This is a genomic window from Synechococcus sp. ATX 2A4 (genome assembly GCF_024346375.1).
GTDB lineage: Bacteria > Cyanobacteriota > Cyanobacteriia > PCC-6307 > Cyanobiaceae > MW101C3.
The window spans coordinates 127,549-144,612 of sequence record NZ_JAGQCV010000008.1 but is presented as its reverse complement, the minus strand read 5'-3'; the positions used below and the strand labels follow the sequence as shown (position 1 = coordinate 144,612).

Genomic DNA, 17,064 nt, shown 5'->3' with positions numbered 1-17,064 from the left:
TGAGGAGAGGGAAGCGGGAAAGGGAAAATGAAGAGGCAGGACTCAGGCCTTGGGAGCCTTGGCGCCGTACTTGGAGCGGCTCTGACGGCGATCCTTTACACCGGAGGTGTCGAGGGTGCCGCGGATGATGTGGTAGCGAACCCCTGGCAGATCCTTGACTCGGCCGCCGCGGATCAGCACCACGGAGTGCTCCTGCAGGTTGTGGCCGATGCCGGGGATGTAGGCGGTGACCTCAAAGCCGGAGGTGAGCCGCACGCGGGCCACCTTGCGAAGCGCCGAGTTGGGCTTCTTCGGCGTGGAGGTGTACACGCGGGTGCACACGCCACGGCGCTCGGGGCAGGCCCGCAGCGCTGGGGATTTGGTCTTGCGGGTGAGGCGTTGCCGCTCGGAGCGGATCAGCTGCTGGATCGTGGGCATTGAGGGCCGGAGAGATAGGTCGGACGTCCGACCGTTTTCCACAATCCGCCACCTTACTTTGTCGTGGCACCCCGACGGCCGGGGCGGCTGAAGGCTGCACCGCAGGGGCAGCACGCCACCCCTTCGCCCGGGCGGATCAGAAACCCGCCACCGCTGAGATCTCCGCGGTAATCAAGGCTGAGGCCGGCCAACTGACTGATCTGGTCGGCCGGCGCATGCAGGGTGAGGCCATCGGCGCGCGCCACGGGTGTGCCAGCCAGGTGCCCCGGGCGCAGGCGGATCACCCACTGCTCGCAGGTGCCCTCCACCAGATCGAGGTGCATCAGCCCTGGAGTGCCGGCCACCGCGGCCTGGCGACCCAGTTCGGCGGCGGCCGCCGCCGTCAGCTGCACGGTGAGGCCTCGGGGCATGGGAACGACGAACAACGTCTGCGGGGTGGCCTTCACTCTGACAGCGACCGATGCGGACGAACGCTGCCCGGCCAGGGGCAGCGTTCGCGCGGCAGCCAGCCGTCACGCAGCATCCCAGCCCCCACGCAGCAGCCTCAGGGGGAGCTGGCTGTGGTGGCCTCGCGGGCGTCAGACGCGCGGGAGGGGTCGCGCGGCACCAGGCCCAGGCCGTTGTGGATGCGGGCGGCCACCCCTCGGCCCTGCACCGACAGCGTGCCGGAAAGCACCAGGCCGGTGGAGCTGCCGCCATCGAGGTTGAGCGCATCGCGCAGCCCCAGCTGCTGCAGAAGCAGGGCCGTTTCCCGCAGGGTGGGCCCCGCATGCTCAATCCCCTGGAGGGTGAGGAGCCAGATCTGGGCGCCATCGCTGGCGATCACCGTGCGGGGTGCCCCCTGCTGCAGGAAAGCGGCGCTGAAGCCTTCGGCGCTGCCATTGAGCACGGTTCGCCCGTTCAGCAACAGCAACGGACCACCGCCGAGCACCGAGCGGCTCTGGCCGAGGGGATGGGTGGGCTGGCTGTTCAGGCTCAGCCTGCTGCCTATCTCCCACGGCGGCACAACCCCGCCCCGCCCCACCAGCAGCACGTCCTCGGGGCCAATAGGGATGCCTTGTTCCAGCTGGGCACTGTTGAACTGCTGCCGCACCATGTTGCTGTTGAGCAGCAGGGCCGATTCCCCACCGCTGATCGCCCGATAGCTCCGTCCCCATTCAGCGGTGTAGCGCGCCAGGCCTCGCTGCACGTAGCCACTGTTGAGCGCCGTCACCGGTAGGCGCCGGCCCCTGTCATCGCTCACCCATTCGGAGAGGCTCAGCCAGCCGAACTGCGGCACGGCGCCGTCCTGCCAGCCCACAGCCCCTCGGTTGAGGATGGGCCCGGACAGCCAGCGTCCGTCGTCTTTGAGGGCTCCCAGGGGTAGGCGCCGCACCCGGTTGAAGAAGCCGCCGTTGATGGCCACCAGGGCCTGCTCCTGCCCCGCCAGCTGTGGAAGGGAGGTCAGGCCCTCCATCCCCTCGGTGCGGGTGAGCAGGCGCAGCTCCACCGGACTGCGGCGCGGATCGAGCCGCACGCTGTTCAACAGCATGCGCCGGTTGCCCAGGGCGCGCACCTGCCGCTCCACGGTGATGCCCTTGTTGAGCAGGGCCTGCAGCTGGGCGGTGCTTGGCACGGTGGCGCGCACCGGCCCCTGGGCAGCACCGGCCAGATCGAGCACCACGCGAGCCGGCCCGCCCAGGGTGAGCACGGCGCCGGGCCCGCTGGCCGGCAAGGCGATCGTCAACCCGTTGCCGCCGGAGCGGGCCTGCAGGCCGAGGGATTGCAGCTGGGCCAGCTGGGCCGGGGTGCTGTGCAGCGCGATCTGCAGCGCACCACTGTCTCGCCGTACGAATGCTGGACCGCTGAGATCGAGCACCACGCGCCGCACGCCCGAGCTGGCGACCGCCCCCGGCGAAGACACCCGGATCTGCTCCAGCGAGGCCGCCGGCAGCTCCAGCCTCAGGGTCCCTCGATCCTGAAGCTGCCAGCTCACGCCGGCATCCAGCAACATTCGGCTCACATCCACAGCCACCTCGTCGTCGAGGCTGCGTTGAGCCCCGACCGGCACCAGCAGCGTGCGGCCGAACCATTCGAGTTCCAGGCCTCCCTGCGGGGACGAGCGGCTGGTGAAGCCCAGCTGGCCCTCCAGCACTTCAAGGGGCAGCCACAGCTCCAGGTCACCCCGGCCGGTGGAGCCCCGTTGCTCCCAGCGAGCCGTCTGTTGGCGGCCATTGATCTCCAGCCGCCCGCCGGCGTTCGCACCTGCGGCCAATCCGACGAAGCGCCGCGGCAGGCGCTGAGGTTCAAGAGCTGGGGGGGGCGGAACGGGCGGCGGCCAGCGGTTCTGTGCCCCGGCGCCTGGAGCGACGAACAGTGATCCGGCGCACAGGGCGCCGCCGAACAGCGCTCCACCCAGCAGCAGCAGCGCCCGCCACCGACCACCGCTCAGCTGGGTGGCGCCAGGGCCGGTAACGGCTCCTCGCCTGGCCCGAGGGGGAGGATGCGGCAATGGCGAAGGCCTCGGCATCAGGCCAGCTTCCGTTGGTGGTGAACGCTAACCCCGTGGCCCTGTCTCTAGAGTTCCCCTTCCTCAAGGAGCGGTCAATCCCGCAGTTCGGGTTTGCCGCCGGTCACCGCAGGTTTCTCCTGGGTTATGCCTCACTTCTCCCGTCCCGTCTGGCCCCATTGCGACAGTCCGGCGCCTGAGGCCGTGGCGGGCGAGCGCGATGCCTGCGGCGTTGGCTTCCTGGCCCAGCTCAGCGGCGAACCGAGCCACGGATTGCTCGCCCAGGCCCTCCATGGTCTGCACTGCATGGAGCACCGTGGAGGCTGCGGTGGCGACGGCGATTCCGGCGATGGCGCCGGCATCCTCTGTGGCATCCCCTGGCCCTACCTGGAAGCGGTCTGGCCCGCCGCCCGCGGCGAACAGGGCCGGCCCCGTGGTCTGGCGATGCTGTTCCTGCCTGCGGACCCGGAACGCCGGGCCGTTGCCCGCGCCTTCTGTGAGCAGGCGGCCGCCGGCCTGGGCCTGCGCAGCATCGGCTGGCGTGAGGTGCCGGTGGCGCCCGAGGTGCTGGGCCCATTGGCCCGCCAGACCGCACCCACGATTGAGCAATGGCTCGTGGAAGGCGAGGTGGCGGGCGATGCGCTCGAAGCCTTGCTGTTCCGCTGCCGCCGCCGCGTCGGGGATCTGGTGCGGGAAGCCTGGGGCCCTGGCCCCAGCGACCTCTACTTCGCGTCGTTCAGCAGCCGCACCGTCGTCTACAAAGGCATGGTGCGCTCCGAGGTGCTGCCGGCCTTCTACGCCGACCTGCGCGATCCACGCTTCGCGGTGAGCTTCGCCGTCTATCACCGCCGCTTCAGCACCAACACACTGCCCCGCTGGCCGCTGGCGCAGCCGATGCGCCTGCTGGGTCACAACGGCGAGATCAACACCCTGTTGGGCAACATCAACTGGGCTCATGCCGCCCAGTCGCACCTGGATGCGATCTGGGGCGACGCCGCCAACGATCTCAAGCCGGTGGTCAACGCCGCCTTCAGCGATTCCGCCAACCTCGACGCCATGCTCGAGCTCATGGTGCGCAGCGGCCGGCCGATCACCGACAGCCTGCTCACCCTGGTGCCCGAGGCGTTCCGGCAGCAACCGGAACTGGAGTCACGGCCGGCGATCCAGGCCTTTTACGACTATTCCGCCTGCGTGCAGGAACCCTGGGACGGCCCGGCCCTGCTGGTGTTCAGCGATGGCCGCAGCGTGGGTGCCACGCTCGATCGCAACGGTCTGCGCCCCGCCCGCTACTGCATCACCAGCGACGGGCTGGTGGCGATGGGATCGGAAACCGGCGTGCTGGAGATCGACGAAAGCCGCATCATCGAAAAGGGCCGCCTCGGCCCCGGCCAGATGCTCGCCGTTGATCTCGAACAGGGGCGCTTGCTGCGCAACTGGCAAGTGAAGGAAGAAGTGGCGGCGCGCCATCCCTACGGCGCCTGGCTGCTGGAGCACCGCCGCTCCCTCGACAGCCGCCCCTGGCTCACCGAGACCAGCCTGGGGGCCCTCGACCTGCTGCAGCACCAGACGGCCTTCGGCTTCACCGCCGAAGACTTCGACCTGGTGATCGAAGACATGGCCGGCCAGGGCAAGGAGCCCACCTACTGCATGGGCGATGACATCCCCCTGGCGGTGCTGTCCTCCAAGCCCCACTTGCTTTTCGACTACTTCAAGCAACGTTTCGCCCAGGTCACCAACCCGCCGATTGATCCCCTGCGGGAAGAGCTGGTGATGAGCCTGGAGATGCACCTCGGCCGCCGGGGCTCACCCCTGCGCCCCGAGCCCGGCTCTGCCTCGGTGCTGCACCTGCAGTCGCCGCTGCTCAACGACGCGGAGCTCAAGGCGCTGCCGGAGCAGGGCCTGGCCACCGTCACCCTCTCTACCCTGTTGCCAGTGGAAGCGGGGCCGGCCGGCCTCGGCGACGCGGTGCAGAGGCTCTGCCAGGAGGCGGAGCAGGCGGTGCGCAACCAGGCCGAAATCCTGGTGCTCTCCGACCGCTGCGGGGCTGGCATTTCCCCCACCACCACCTACATGCCGCCGCTGCTGGCCGTGGGCGCGGTGCACCACCACCTGCTGGGCCTGGGCCTGCGGCTGCATTGCTCCCTGGTGGTGGACACCGCCCAGTGCTGGAGCACCCATCACCTGGCTTGCCTGATCGGCTTCGGTGCCAGTGCGGTGTGCCCCTGGCTCACCTGGGAAACCACGCGCCACTGGCTGCAGCTGCCCAAGACCATCTCCCTGATCGAACGGGGCCGGTTGCCGGCCATTGATGCCGCTGCGGCCCAGGCGAATGTGCGCCAGGCCCTGGAGGCCGGCCTTCGCAAGATCCTCTCCAAGATCGGCATCTCGATGCTGGCCAGCTATCACGGTGCCCAGATCTTCGAAGCGATCGGCATCGGCGCCGACCTGATCGATCTGGCATTCCGTGGCACCACCAGCCGGGTGGCGGGCCTCACCCTGGCGGACCTCGCCAGTGAAACCCTCACCTTCCACGCCAAGGCTTTCCCCGAACTTCACCGCACCAAGCTGGAGTTCATGGGCTTCGTTCAATACCGAACGGGCGGCGAATTCCACCTCAACAGCCCGGAGATGGCCAAGGCCCTCCATGCCGCCGTGGCGGCGGGCCCGGGCTACGACCACTTCTCCACGTATCGCACCCTGCTGGAGAACCGTCCGGTCACCGCCCTGCGCGACCTGCTCGAGCTCACCCCCGCACCCCAGCCGTTGCCTCTCGATCAGGTGGAGAGTGCCGAAAGCATCTGCTCCCGCTTCTGCACCGGTGGCATGAGCCTCGGGGCCCTCTCGCGTGAAGCCCACGAGGTGCTGGCGGTGGCGATGAACCGCATCGGTGGCAAGAGCAACAGCGGCGAAGGAGGCGAGGATCCAGCCCGCTACCACCCGCTCCACGACGTCGACGCCGGCGGTCATTCCCCCACCCTTCCCACCATCGGTGGCCTGCGCAACGGCGACACTGCCTGCTCCGCGATCAAGCAGATCGCCTCCGGCCGCTTTGGTGTCACGCCGGAGTATCTGCGCAGCGGTACCCAGCTGGAGATCAAGGTGGCCCAGGGAGCCAAGCCCGGAGAGGGCGGCCAGCTGCCCGGCCCGAAGGTGGATGCCTACATCGCCTGGCTGCGAAACAGCAAACCCGGCGTCGCGCTGATCTCACCGCCGCCGCACCACGACATCTATTCCATTGAGGATCTGGCCCAGCTGATCCACGATCTGCACCAGGTTCATCCGGCCGCGAAGGTGTCGGTGAAGCTCGTGTCTGAAATCGGCATCGGCACGATCGCCGCTGGTGTGGCCAAGGCCAATGCCGATGTGATCCAGATCTCCGGCCACGACGGGGGCACCGGTGCCTCCCCGCTCAGCTCGATCAAGCACGCCGGCAGCCCCTGGGAGCTGGGCCTGTCGGAGGTGCACCGCAGCCTGCTGGCCAACGGCCTGCGCGACCGGGTGCTGCTGCGCGCCGACGGCGGCCTCAAGACCGGCTGGGACGTGGTGATGGCCGCCCTGCTCGGCGCCGAGGAATTCGGCTTCGGCTCGGTGGCCATGATTGCCGAGGGCTGCATCATGGCCCGCGTCTGTCACACCAACAATTGTCCCGTGGGCGTGGCCAGCCAGAAGGAGGCGTTGCGCAAGCGTTTCACCGGCATCCCCGAACACGTGGTGAATTTCTTCGCCTACGTGGCCGAGGAAGTGCGCCAGTTGCTCAGTGTGCTGGGCGTGGCGCGGCTGGACGATCTGATCGGCCGCAACGACCTGCTCCAGCCCCGCACGGTGGAGTTGGTCAAGACCAGCTCGGTGGATCTCTCCTGCCTGCTGGACACGGTTCCCCACGCCGGCGACCGTTCCTGGTTGCGGCACGATGTGGCCGCCCACGGCAATGGCCCCATCCTCGAAGACAGCCTGTTGCAGGACGCCGAGGTGCTGGCGGCGATCGAAGGCCATGGCCAGATCCAGCGCCAGCTGCGGATCGTCACCACCGACCGCAGTGTGGGGGCGAGGGTCGCGGGCGAAATCGCCGCCCTTCACGGCAACAAGGGCTTCAACGGTTTGCTCGATCTCCGCTTTGAGGGCGGGGCTGGCCAGAGCTTTGGTGCCTTCCTGTTGCGCGGCATGCTGCTCACCCTGGTGGGCGATGCCAACGATTACGTCGGCAAGGGCATCAACGGCGGGCGGCTCGTGGTGGTGCCCCCGGCCGGTGGGGCCGATCCCGGCGCCCAGGTGATCCTGGGCAACACCTGCCTCTACGGCGCCACCGGCGGCGAGTTGTTTGCGCTGGGCCGGGCGGGTGAACGCTTCGCCGTGCGCAACAGCGGCGCCGTTGCCGTGGTGGAAGGCAGTGGCGATCACGCCTGCGAATACATGACCGGTGGCGTGGTGGTGATTCTCGGCAGCACCGGCCGCAACGTGGCCGCCGGGATGACCGGTGGCGTGGCCTTCCTGCTCGACGAACACGAGGGTCTTGCTGCCCGGCTCAACCCGGAGATCGTCTCGATGGTTCCGTTGGACACCCCCGAGCAGGAGCAGTTGCTCAAGCCACTGCTGGAAAGCCATCTCGAGCTCACCGGCAGCCGCCGGGCCGCCGAGGTGCTTGCCAACTGGCCCCAGTGGCGACCCCGCTTCAAGGTGCTCGTTCCCCCGAGCGAGCTGGCCACCGTCGGCCTGGCCGAAGGCCGGGTCACCGTGCCCGTCTAGGGCTGGCTCTGCGCTGGCACCAGGGGCTGCGCTGCGCCGCGGGGGTGCTCCCGCATCAGCCGCCTCACCTCCCCGGCGTGGTAGCTGCTGCGCGTGAGCGGTGAGCTCACCACCTGCAGGAATCCCAGCTCCCCTTCGCCTCGCTGGCGGAAGGCGGCAAAGGTGGTTGGCTCCACGAAGCGCTGAACGGCGAGGTGCTTGGGCCCTGGAGAGAGGTACTGGCCGATCGTCACGATGTCGACGTGGTGCTGGCGCAGGTCGGCGAGCACGGCGAGCACTTCGGCGTCGGTTTCGCCCAGGCCCACCATCAGGCCTGATTTGGTGTAGGTGGCCGGCCATTGCTCATGAACCCGCGCCAGCAGTTCCAGCGAGCGGCTGTACACCCCTTGCGGTCGCACCTGCCGGTAAAGCCGCGGCACCGTTTCGATGTTGTGGTTCAACACCTCGGGACCACCGGCCATCACGGCGGCAAGGGCCTCCCAGTTGCCGCAGAGGTCGGGGATCAGCAGCTCGATGGTGGTGCCGGGGGAGCGCAGCCGCACGGCGGCGATGCAGGCCACAAACTGGCTGGCGCCCCCGTCAGCGAGGTCGTCACGGTTCACCGAGGTGATCACCACATGCTGCAGCCCCAGCCGGGCCACAGCCTCGCCCAGCCGTTCCGGTTCGGTGGGATCCAGCGCCCGCACGCTCCGGTCGAAATCGATGTCGCAGTAAGGGCAGGCGCGGGTGCAGCCCGGCCCCATGATCAAGAAGGTGGCCGTGCCGCCGGCGAAGCACTCGCCGATGTTGGGGCAACTGGCTTCCTGGCAGACCGTGTTCAGCTTCAGGTCGACCAGCAGGTCGGCAACTGCGCCGATGCGCTCCCGTTGCGGGGCTTTGACGCGCAGCCAGTCGGGTTTGAGCTGCGGCACGGACCCTCGCCTGGACGGCCCATGAATTTAGGAGCCCCGGAGTGGCGATCGCTTATCCTCTACCCATCGGGATGTAGCGCAGCTTGGTAGCGCACTTCGTTCGGGACGAAGGGGCCGCAGGTTCGAATCCTGTCATCCCGACTTTCAAGGGCAACGTGCCTGCTTAACCCAGGTCGTCAGCATTGCCCCACGGCGGTTTCACACTGCCTAAGGCCCGGCCGACTCGTCTTCAGGCCAGATCGGCACCCGGATAACCGCGTGGTGTCACCATGCGGCCGTCCTGAATCCGCGTGGTGCTGTTGCCGATCAGCACCAATGTGAGCATGTCCACCTCGGCCACCGGCAGGTCCGCCAGCCGGTGCAAGCTCACCTGCTCGTCGGGCCGCCCCAGCTGCCGGGCCAGGGCCACCGGCGTGTCACCGCTGCGCTGCTCAAGCAGCAGGGCGCAGGCCCGGGCCAGTTGCCAGTCGCGTCCGCGCGAACGCGGGTTGTAGAGGGCCACCACGAAATCCCCGGCGGCGGCCCCGCGCAGACGGGTTTCGATCGTCTCCCACGGCGTGAGCCGGTCGCTGAGGCTGATGGTGCAGAAATCGTGCATCAAGGGGGCTCCGGCGCGGGCGGCCGCCAGCTGCAGGGCGGAGATGCCCGGATGCACCGTGAAGCCGGGGCGGGCCTCGGCCGGCAGGGCCAGCCACAGCTCCAGGGCCAGCCCGGCCATGCCGTAGATGCCGCTGTCGCCTGAGGACACCAGCGCCACCGTCAGGCCTTGTGCCGCCAGCTCCAGCGCCTGGCGGCACCGTTCCCGTTCCAGGGTGAGCTGGCCGTCGCAGCGCAGCTGATCGGGCCGGCGCAGTGGCTCCAGCAGGTCGAGGTAGAGCCCGTAGCCCACCCAGACGGTGCTGATGGCCAGTGCCGCGCGGGCATCCGGCGTGAGCAGGGCCAGTTCGCCGGGGCCGCTGCCGATCAGATGCAGCTGGCCCTGGTGCGGCGCCCATTGCTCGGCGGCGGCCGCGACCGCCGCCGTGGCGGCCCCGCTTTCGCCGCTGCGGCAGCGTTCGATTCGCTTGGCCTGGCGCAAGCAGCCGCCGGGTCCGGCAGCCAGCAGCGCCGCCGCCTCCGCCACGCTGGCCGTACCCATCTCCCGCTCCACCGCCGCCGATGGGGTCGGCACCGGCACCACGGCGAGCTGGGCGGCGCTGAACAGCCGCAGCGGCCACTGGTGCTCAGCGGCCAACGCCAGAAGCGCCGGCTCATCCCCTTTGCGGTCGGCGCTGCTCAGGCCGGCGACGGCTTCCGGCGCCAACCCTGCCGCCTGCAGCGCGCCCAGCACCGCCCGTTCCAGCAGGGTGACGCTGGTGCCGCGCTCGCAGCCCACCCCCACCCAGAGGCTGGGGGGGTGCCAGCGGCAGCCCGTGCCTGGCTGATCGCTGATCACCAGCAAGGGAGCCGCGCCATCGGACGCGCTGCTGAGCTGCTGGGCCGCCTCAAGCTCGCGCCAGAGCGGCGAGCCGCTGGTTTGTTGCACCACTGGCTGCTGCCCCCGGGCCGCTGCCTGCATCAGGCCATCCCAGTCGCCACTGCCACGCCGCCATCCCCAGGCAGTGCCGAAGCAGTCGAGGGCGAGACGGCCGCTGCCGCTGCTGGCGCCGGTCAGCACGGCCTGGCCGCCCAGCAGGGCCGCCACCTGCTGGCTCAGGCGCTCCGCCCCGGCTCCATGGCCACCCAGCAGAGGGATGGCGAAGCGTCCGGCCGGATCCACCACCACCACTGCCGGGTCCTGGCCTTTCCCCTGCAGCAGTGGCGCGATCAGCCGGGTGATGGCGCCGCAGGCACCCACGGCCACGAAGGCCCGGCTGCTGGCCCAGTGCCGCGTGAGAAAGGCCCCGCCGGTTTCCTCGGGGCTGGCGATGTCCTGGGCCAGCCCGGCCTGATGCAGCTGCTGGAGCAGGGGCTGGCCGGCAGGGCTGAGGCTGAGTCCCCGGCAGGGCAAGGCGTCAGGCATGGCGTCGTTCATGCGCCGAACCTGGCACGCCCGATCGACGCCGATTCGCCCGCCTCGATGGGCGAGCCAGCCGAACGCCCTTCGTCGCTATCGCCGCCGGCCTTGGCGGCCGTGCCAGGGGCGATCCCATTGCCTCTTGCTGGCTGGACCTCAGGTCCGCTTGCTGGTGCGATCTTGGGGCCGGTTTCGGTTCCGGTTTCGGGCTTGCGTTCAGATTCGCGTGTGGGCTCGCGCTCATGTAGCGGGCCGGAGTCTTCGACAGTCGGTTTGCCGCCAGCAGGATTGTCGGCACCCGGTTTGCCGCCAGTCAGGTCGCCAGCGGAGGAATCGTTGCCGGACAGAGGGCCAGTGGCAGTCGGTGGGGCGACGCTGGCAGGAGCAGGCTCCAGGGCATCCGCAACCTCATCCGTGGAGTTGGTGTTGGTGGTGTTGTTGGTGTTGGTGCCCGCGCCCGGATCAGACGGCAGCGCCAGTTCTTCCTCTTCCTGGCTGTCGAGCAGCGCACCCTCCTGCTGCCCGACGGGGCGCGCGGCCGCTCCGCCCATCAGGGCCCGCTTCAGTTCAGCGTCACTGAGGGGGGCGGAGGGCCAGCGCGATGGCGCACCGGGCGTGATCGTGACGGCCGTCACTGAGCTGTTGAAAGGTGGATTGAGCGCGTTGCCCCGTCCATCGAGCAGCTCCAGTTGGACAGCGCTTTCCCCGCTTCCAAGGCCCTTCAGCCAGATCGGGGTCTGACGATCCACCAGGAAACTGTCGCCATTGAGGGTGATCCGCAGCCGCCAGCTGTCGTCGCCGTCGCGCAGGTGCTGCAGGGGGGCATCGAACAGCAGCCAGTCGATCAGCACCGGCTCTGCCTGGATCAGATCAAAAGGAATGGCCGGGATCAGCTGGGCGCTGGCGGGTTGTGGCACACCCAGGGGGTTGGCAGCGGCCCGGTGCAGCTGGATCTGGGTGCTGGCACCGGGCACTTTCACCGCTTCGCCCCAGGGGAAGGCGGCGTAGACGCTGATGCGGTGGCTGCCCGGTGTGAGCGGCTCCATCGGTATCTCGATGGTGCGGGGGGCGGCAGCGGCCTCACCGCTCAGGTCGGCAGACGCCGCGCCGATCCGGATCGGCGCTTCCTGGTCGCGCTGCACCACCAGATGGGGACCGAGAGCGCCCGGGGCGGTCCCCGCCAGCGGCCACTCAGCCACACTTACCTGCAGGGTCCAAGGACCGGCGGGAAGAATGGCATCCGCTGCCGGCGCAACGATCTTCACCTGTGGGCGCTGGGCGCTGAGCACATCCTTGAGTTGCTGGGTCGCTCGGGGCGGAGCGACTTCGCGCACGGTGCCACTGGCAAGGGGAGCCGGTGCTGTTGCAGGCGCGGGTGAGCCGGCGTTTCTCCAGCCCCAACCTCCGCTGAGCAGCACGGTGAGGCAGAGCAGGCCGGCACTGATGGCTCGGCCCCATGGCCGGGAGCCTCCCCGGTGCGGCAGCTCCTGAGCTGCCAGCCTCGCCATGACCATCATTTCGTTGCTCCTGCCCTGACGACGACGGCCTGAGCATTCTGCTGGCCGATTGGTGAGCCCAGAATCCATGCCGCCGCGAAGATTTGCATTAACGATCCAACATCCTGATTTGCTGGATAACAAATGTGGGCTTATCCCCTGCATCCTGATGTCAAGAATCGGGCGGGAGAGTCCTGTCCCAGACAGGAGAGCCAGGGGATTGAACCTTTGTTACTTCCTCGGCAAACGCCCAGAAGCTCGCCCTTATACTCTCGCCAGCGGTCCCCTTATCGGGGCCCTTGCGCCAGTTGTGGCAACGGGTTTTGGCTTTCGCCACGCCCCTGTCCTCTGGAGTCAACGGCATGGCGGATTCCGATCCGCGGTGCTGTTCGGCCCGCCGGCTAGGTGCCTGCACCCGGCCGGAGCGGTGGACCTCCACCTCCACCTCGACCCCGTCCCTCGAGGAACGTCTCGATGACCATCAGCCCACCAGAGCGTGGGAAAACGGCGAAGGCCATGGTTGACCGGAACCCCGTTCCCGTCGACTTCGATGTTCTCGGCAAGCCCGGGCACTTCGATCGCACCCTCGCCAAAGGTCCCAAAACCACCACCTGGGTTTGGAACCTCCACGCCAACGCTCACGATTTCGATAGCCACACGAGCGATCTTGAAGAGGTCTCCCGGAAGATCTTCAGCGCTCACTTCGGCCATCTGGCCGTCATCTTCATCTGGTTGAGCGGCGCCTTCTATCACGGTGCCCGCTTTTCCAACTACACCGGCTGGCTGGCCGACCCCCTGCACGTCAAACCGAGTGCTCAGGTGGTCTGGCCCATTTTCGGCCAGGAAATTCTCAACGCCGATGTGGGCGCCGGCTTCCACGGCATCCAGATCACCTCAGGTCTTTTCCACGTGTGGAGAGCCTGGGGTTTCACCAGTGAGTTCCAGTTGCTCTGCACGGCAATCGGCGCCCTGGTGATGGCCGGTCTGATGCTCAACGCCGGTGTCTTCCACTACCACAAGGCAGCTCCAAAGCTGGAGTGGTTCCAGAATGTTGAGTCGATGCTCAACCACCATCTGGCCGGTCTGCTCGGGCTGGGGTCCCTGTCCTGGACAGGCCACCTCCTGCACGTGTCCCTGCCGACCTCGGCCCTGATGGATGCCATCGACGCCGGCCAGCCGCTGGTGCTCAACGGCAAGACCATCGCCTCGGTGACGGACATTCCCCTTCCCCACGAATTCCTCAACCAGGACCTGATTGCTCAGCTGTTCCCCGGTTTCGGAGCGGGCCTCTCCGCCTTCTTCACGGGCAACTGGGCCGCCTACAGCGATTTCCTCACCTTTAAAGGTGGGTTGAATCCGGTCACGGGCAGCCTCTGGATGACGGACATCGCCCATCACCACCTGGCGATCGCTGTCCTGTTCATCGTTGCCGGCCACCAGTACCGCACCAACTGGGGCATTGGCCACAGCATCAAGGAGATCCTTGAGGGCCAGAAGGGCGATCCCCTCCTGTTCCCTGCACCCAAGGGTCACGACGGCCTTTTCGAGTTCATGACCACCTCCTGGCATGCCCAGCTGGCGGTCAACCTCGCACTGTTGGGTTCGCTCACGATTGTCGTGGCGCACCACATGTATTCGATGCCCCCCTATCCCTACATCGGCATCGACTACGCCACCCAGCTCTCGCTGTTCACCCACCACATGTGGATCGGCGGCTTCATCATCGTTGGCGCCGGTGCCCACGCGGCCATTGCCTTGATCCGCGACTACGACCCCGCTCAGCACATCGACAACGTGCTTGACCGGGTTCTCAAAGCTCGTGATGCTTTGATCAGCCACCTCAACTGGGTGTGCATCTGGCTTGGCTTCCACAGCTTCGGCCTCTATATCCACAACGACACCATGCGTGCCCTGGGGCGTCCCCAGGACATGTTCAGTGACACCGCCATTCAGCTGAAGCCCATCTTCGCTCAATGGATTCAGGGTCTGCACGCCGCTGCAGCCGGCACCACTGCGCCCAACGCGCTGGCCGGTGTGAGCGAAGTGTTCAATGGCGCCGTTGTTGCTGTGGGCGGCAAGGTGGCCGCCGGCCCGATCCCCCTGGGAACGGCCGACTTCATGGTCCACCACATCCACGCCTTCACGATCCACGTCACCGTGCTGATCCTGCTGAAGGGTGTGCTCTACAGCCGCAGCTCCAGGCTCATCCCTGACAAGGCGAACCTGGGCTTCCGCTTCCCCTGCGACGGCCCCGGCCGTGGCGGTACCTGCCAGGTGTCGGCTTGGGACCACGTGTTCCTCGGCCTCTTCTGGATGTACAACTCCATCTCGATCGTGATCTTCCACTTCAGCTGGAAGATGCAGAGCGATGTGTGGGGCACGGTGAATGCTGACGGCAGCGTCCAGCACATCACCAATGGCAACTTCGCTCAGAGCGCCATCACCATCAATGGTTGGTTGCGCGATTTCCTCTGGGCGCAGGCCGCTCAGGTCATCAACAGCTACGGCACCTCTTCGAGTGCTTATGGCCTGATGTTCCTGGGTGCTCACTTCGTCTGGGCTTTCAGCCTGATGTTCCTGTTCAGCGGCCGCGGCTACTGGCAAGAGCTGATTGAGTCCATCGTCTGGGCTCACAACAAGCTGAAAGTGGCTCCGGCCATCCAGCCACGTGCTCTGAGTATCACTCAGGGTCGTGCCGTGGGCGTTGCTCACTACCTTCTGGGCGGTATCGCTACCACCTGGGCCTTCTTCCTGTCCCGACTCATCGCGGTCGGCTGACCTCACACCTGACCTTTCCCAATGGCAACGAAATTTCCTTCGTTCAGCCAGGGTCTGGCACAGGACCCGACGACCCGCCGTATCTGGTACGGCATCGCCACGGCTCACGACTTCGAGAGCCATGACGGGATGACCGAGGAGAAGCTTTACCAGAAGCTCTTCTCCACCCACTTCGGTCATCTGGCCATCATTGGCCTCTGGGTTTCCGGCAACCTGTTCCATATCGCCTGGCAGGGCAACTTCGAGCAGTGGGTCGCCGATCCGCTGCATGTCCGTCCCATCGCTCACGCGATCTGGGATCCTCACTTCGGCCAAGGGGCCATCACCGCCTTCACCCAGGCGGGAGCCACCTCTCCGGTGAACATCGCTTATTCCGGCCTGTACCACTGGTGGTACACGATCGGAATGAAGACCAACGCCGAGCTTTATCAGGGTTCCATCTTCATGATGATCCTGTCGGCCTGGGCTCTGTTCGCTGGCTGGCTGCACCTTCAGCCCAAGTTCCGGCCTTCTCTTGCCTGGTTCAAGAACGCTGAATCCCGTCTGAACCACCACCTGGCTGTTCTGTTCGGCTTCAGTTCCATCGCCTGGACCGGTCACCTGGTTCACGTGGCGATTCCTGAAGCCCGCGGTCAGCACGTCGGCTGGGACAACTTCCTCAACGTGCTGCCCCACCCCGCCGGTCTGGCTCCGTTCTTCACCGGCAACTGGGGTGTGTATGCCGAGAACCCCGACACCGTCAACCAGGTGTTCGGCACCGCTGAGGGATCCGGTACCGCGATCCTCACCTTCCTGGGCGGCTTCCAACCCCAGACCGAGGCGCTCTGGCTCACGGACATTGCCCATCACCATCTGGCGATCGGCTGCATCTTCGTGATCGCCGGTCACATGTACCGGACCAACTTCGGGATCGGTCACTCGATCCGCGAAATCCTTGACGCTCACAACCCCCCCAAGGGCACCCCCGGTGACCTCGGCGCTGGGCACAAGGGCCTCTACGACACCATCAACAACTCGCTCCACTTCCAGCTCGGCCTTGCCTTGGCCTCGCTTGGTGTGGTCACGAGCCTGGTGGCGCAGCACATGTATGCCATGCCGTCCTATGCGTTCATCGCCAAGGACTACACGACGCAGGCTGCTCTCTATACCCACCACCAGTACATCGCCATCTTCTTGATGGTCGGTGCCTTCGCTCACGGTGCGATCTTCTTCATTCGTGATTACGACCCCGAAGCCAACAAGAACAACGTTCTGGCCCGGATGCTTGATCACAAGGAAGCGCTGATCAGCCACCTCAGCTGGGTCTCCCTCTTCCTTGGTTTCCACACCCTCGGCCTCTACGTCCACAACGACGTTGTCGTTGCGTTCGGCACCCCCGAGAAGCAGATCCTGGTGGAGCCCGTGTTCGCTCAGTTTGTGCAGGCCGCCTCTGGCAAGGCCATGTACGGAATGGACGTGCTGCTCTCGAACCCCAGCAGTGCCGCCAGCCTGGCTTCGGCCAACATCCCTGGTGATCACTTCTGGCTCGATGCGATCAACGGCAACACCGATGTGTTCCTGCCCATCGGCCCTGGCGACTTCCTTGTGCACCACGCCATTGCGCTTGGACTGCACACCACCACCTTGATCCTGGTCAAAGGTGCTCTGGACGCCCGGGGTTCCAAGCTGATGCCCGATAAAAAGGACTTCGGCTACTCCTTCCCGTGCGACGGCCCCGGCCGTGGGGGCACCTGCGACATCTCTGCTTGGGACGCCTTCTACCTGTCGGTGTTCTGGGCTCTGAACACCGTGGGTTGGGTCACCTTCTACTGGCACTGGAAGCACCTGGCGATCTGGCAGGGCAACGTGGCTCAGTTCAACGAATCCAGCACCTATCTGATGGGCTGGTTCCGCGACTACCTCTGGCTCAACAGCTCCCAGCTGATCAACGGGTACAACCCGTTCGGAACGAACAACCTGGCCGTCTGGTCCTGGATGTTCCTCTTCGGTCACCTGGTGTGGGCCACGGGCTTCATGTTCCTGATCTCCTGGCGTGGTTACTGGCAGGAACTGATCGAAACCATCGTCTGGGCGCACCAGCGCACCCCGCTCGCCAACCTGGTGGGCTGGCGTGACAAGCCCGTCGCTCTCTCGATCGTTCAGGCACGTGTGGTCGGTCTGGCGCACTTCTCCGTGGGCTACGTCCTCACATACGCAGCCTTCTTGATAGCGTCCACCTCCGGCAAATTCGGCTGA

9 protein-coding genes and 1 tRNA gene are annotated in these 17,064 nt (G+C 66.9%); 4 read left to right on the top strand and 6 right to left on the bottom strand.

The window, feature by feature from the left end:
* Positions 1-42 precede the first annotated feature (42 nt).
* The 3 genes from rpsL to KBY97_RS09590 form a co-directional block, all read right to left on the bottom strand.
* The gene (rpsL, locus tag KBY97_RS09600; protein ID WP_094514358.1) at positions 43-417 is read right to left on the bottom strand and encodes a 30S ribosomal protein S12; all 375 of its coding nucleotides are present in this window, start codon (positions 415-417) and stop codon (positions 43-45) included.
* Positions 418-470: 53 nt separating this feature from the next.
* Positions 471-827 (bottom strand): AIR synthase, encoded by a 357-nt coding sequence (locus tag KBY97_RS09595; RefSeq protein WP_255146641.1) that lies wholly within the window; start codon positions 825-827, stop codon positions 471-473.
* A gap of 134 nt (positions 828-961) precedes the next feature.
* The gene (locus KBY97_RS09590; RefSeq protein WP_255146613.1) at positions 962-2,908 is read right to left on the bottom strand and encodes a phosphodiester glycosidase family protein; all 1,947 of its coding nucleotides are present in this window, start codon (positions 2,906-2,908) and stop codon (positions 962-964) included.
* 144 nt (positions 2,909-3,052) lie between these two features.
* Here KBY97_RS09590 and gltB point away from each other — a divergent pair, with 144 nt between their 5' ends.
* On the top strand, positions 3,053-7,648 hold the full coding sequence (gene gltB, locus KBY97_RS09585) for a glutamate synthase large subunit (protein ID WP_255146612.1): 4,596 nt from the start codon (positions 3,053-3,055) through the stop codon (positions 7,646-7,648).
* On the opposite strand, the gene lipA is transcribed toward gltB, so the two are convergent.
* A complete protein-coding gene (gene lipA / locus KBY97_RS09580) occupies positions 7,645-8,559 on the bottom strand; it encodes a lipoyl synthase (RefSeq protein WP_255146610.1) in 915 nt (304 codons plus the stop codon). The genes gltB and lipA overlap by 4 nt on opposite strands.
* Before the next feature lie 67 nt (positions 8,560-8,626).
* Here lipA and KBY97_RS09575 point away from each other — a divergent pair.
* Positions 8,627-8,700: transfer RNA gene (locus KBY97_RS09575), tRNA-Pro, on the top strand.
* Between the two features lie 88 nt (positions 8,701-8,788).
* On the opposite strand, the gene cobJ is transcribed toward KBY97_RS09575, so the two are convergent.
* Complete coding sequence (gene cobJ, locus KBY97_RS09570) at positions 8,789-10,561, bottom strand: precorrin-3B C(17)-methyltransferase (RefSeq protein ID WP_255146609.1); 1,773 nt, start codon at positions 10,559-10,561, stop codon at positions 8,789-8,791.
* Positions 10,562-10,569: 8 nt separating this feature from the next.
* A complete protein-coding gene (locus KBY97_RS09565) occupies positions 10,570-11,889 on the bottom strand; it encodes a hypothetical protein (protein WP_255146608.1) in 1,320 nt (439 codons plus the stop codon).
* 636 nt (positions 11,890-12,525) lie between these two features.
* On the opposite strand from KBY97_RS09565, the gene psaA reads away from it, so the two are divergent.
* Together psaA and psaB are read left to right on the top strand one after the other, a co-directional pair.
* Positions 12,526-14,829 carry a photosystem I core protein PsaA gene (gene psaA, locus KBY97_RS09560; protein WP_255146606.1) on the top strand — a complete coding sequence of 768 codons (2,304 nt, stop codon included), beginning with the start codon at positions 12,526-12,528 and terminating at the stop codon, positions 14,827-14,829.
* 21 nt (positions 14,830-14,850) lie between these two features.
* The gene (gene psaB, locus KBY97_RS09555) at positions 14,851-17,064 is read left to right on the top strand and encodes a photosystem I core protein PsaB (RefSeq protein WP_255146604.1); all 2,214 of its coding nucleotides are present in this window, start codon (positions 14,851-14,853) and stop codon (positions 17,062-17,064) included.

Coding starts and splice junctions, on each gene's coding strand:
- rpsL (WP_094514358.1), bottom strand. CDS start 417: ATGCCCACGATCCAGCAGCTGATCCGCTCCGAGCGGCAACGCCTCACC.
- KBY97_RS09595 (WP_255146641.1), bottom strand. CDS start 827: ATGCCCCGAGGCCTCACCGTGCAGCTGACGGCGGCGGCCGCCGCCGAA.
- gltB (WP_255146612.1), top strand. CDS start 3,053: ATGCCTCACTTCTCCCGTCCCGTCTGGCCCCATTGCGACAGTCCGGCG.
- cobJ (WP_255146609.1), bottom strand. CDS start 10,561: ATGCCTGACGCCTTGCCCTGCCGGGGACTCAGCCTCAGCCCTGCCGGC.
- psaA (WP_255146606.1), top strand. CDS start 12,526: ATGACCATCAGCCCACCAGAGCGTGGGAAAACGGCGAAGGCCATGGTT.
- psaB (WP_255146604.1), top strand. CDS start 14,851: ATGGCAACGAAATTTCCTTCGTTCAGCCAGGGTCTGGCACAGGACCCG.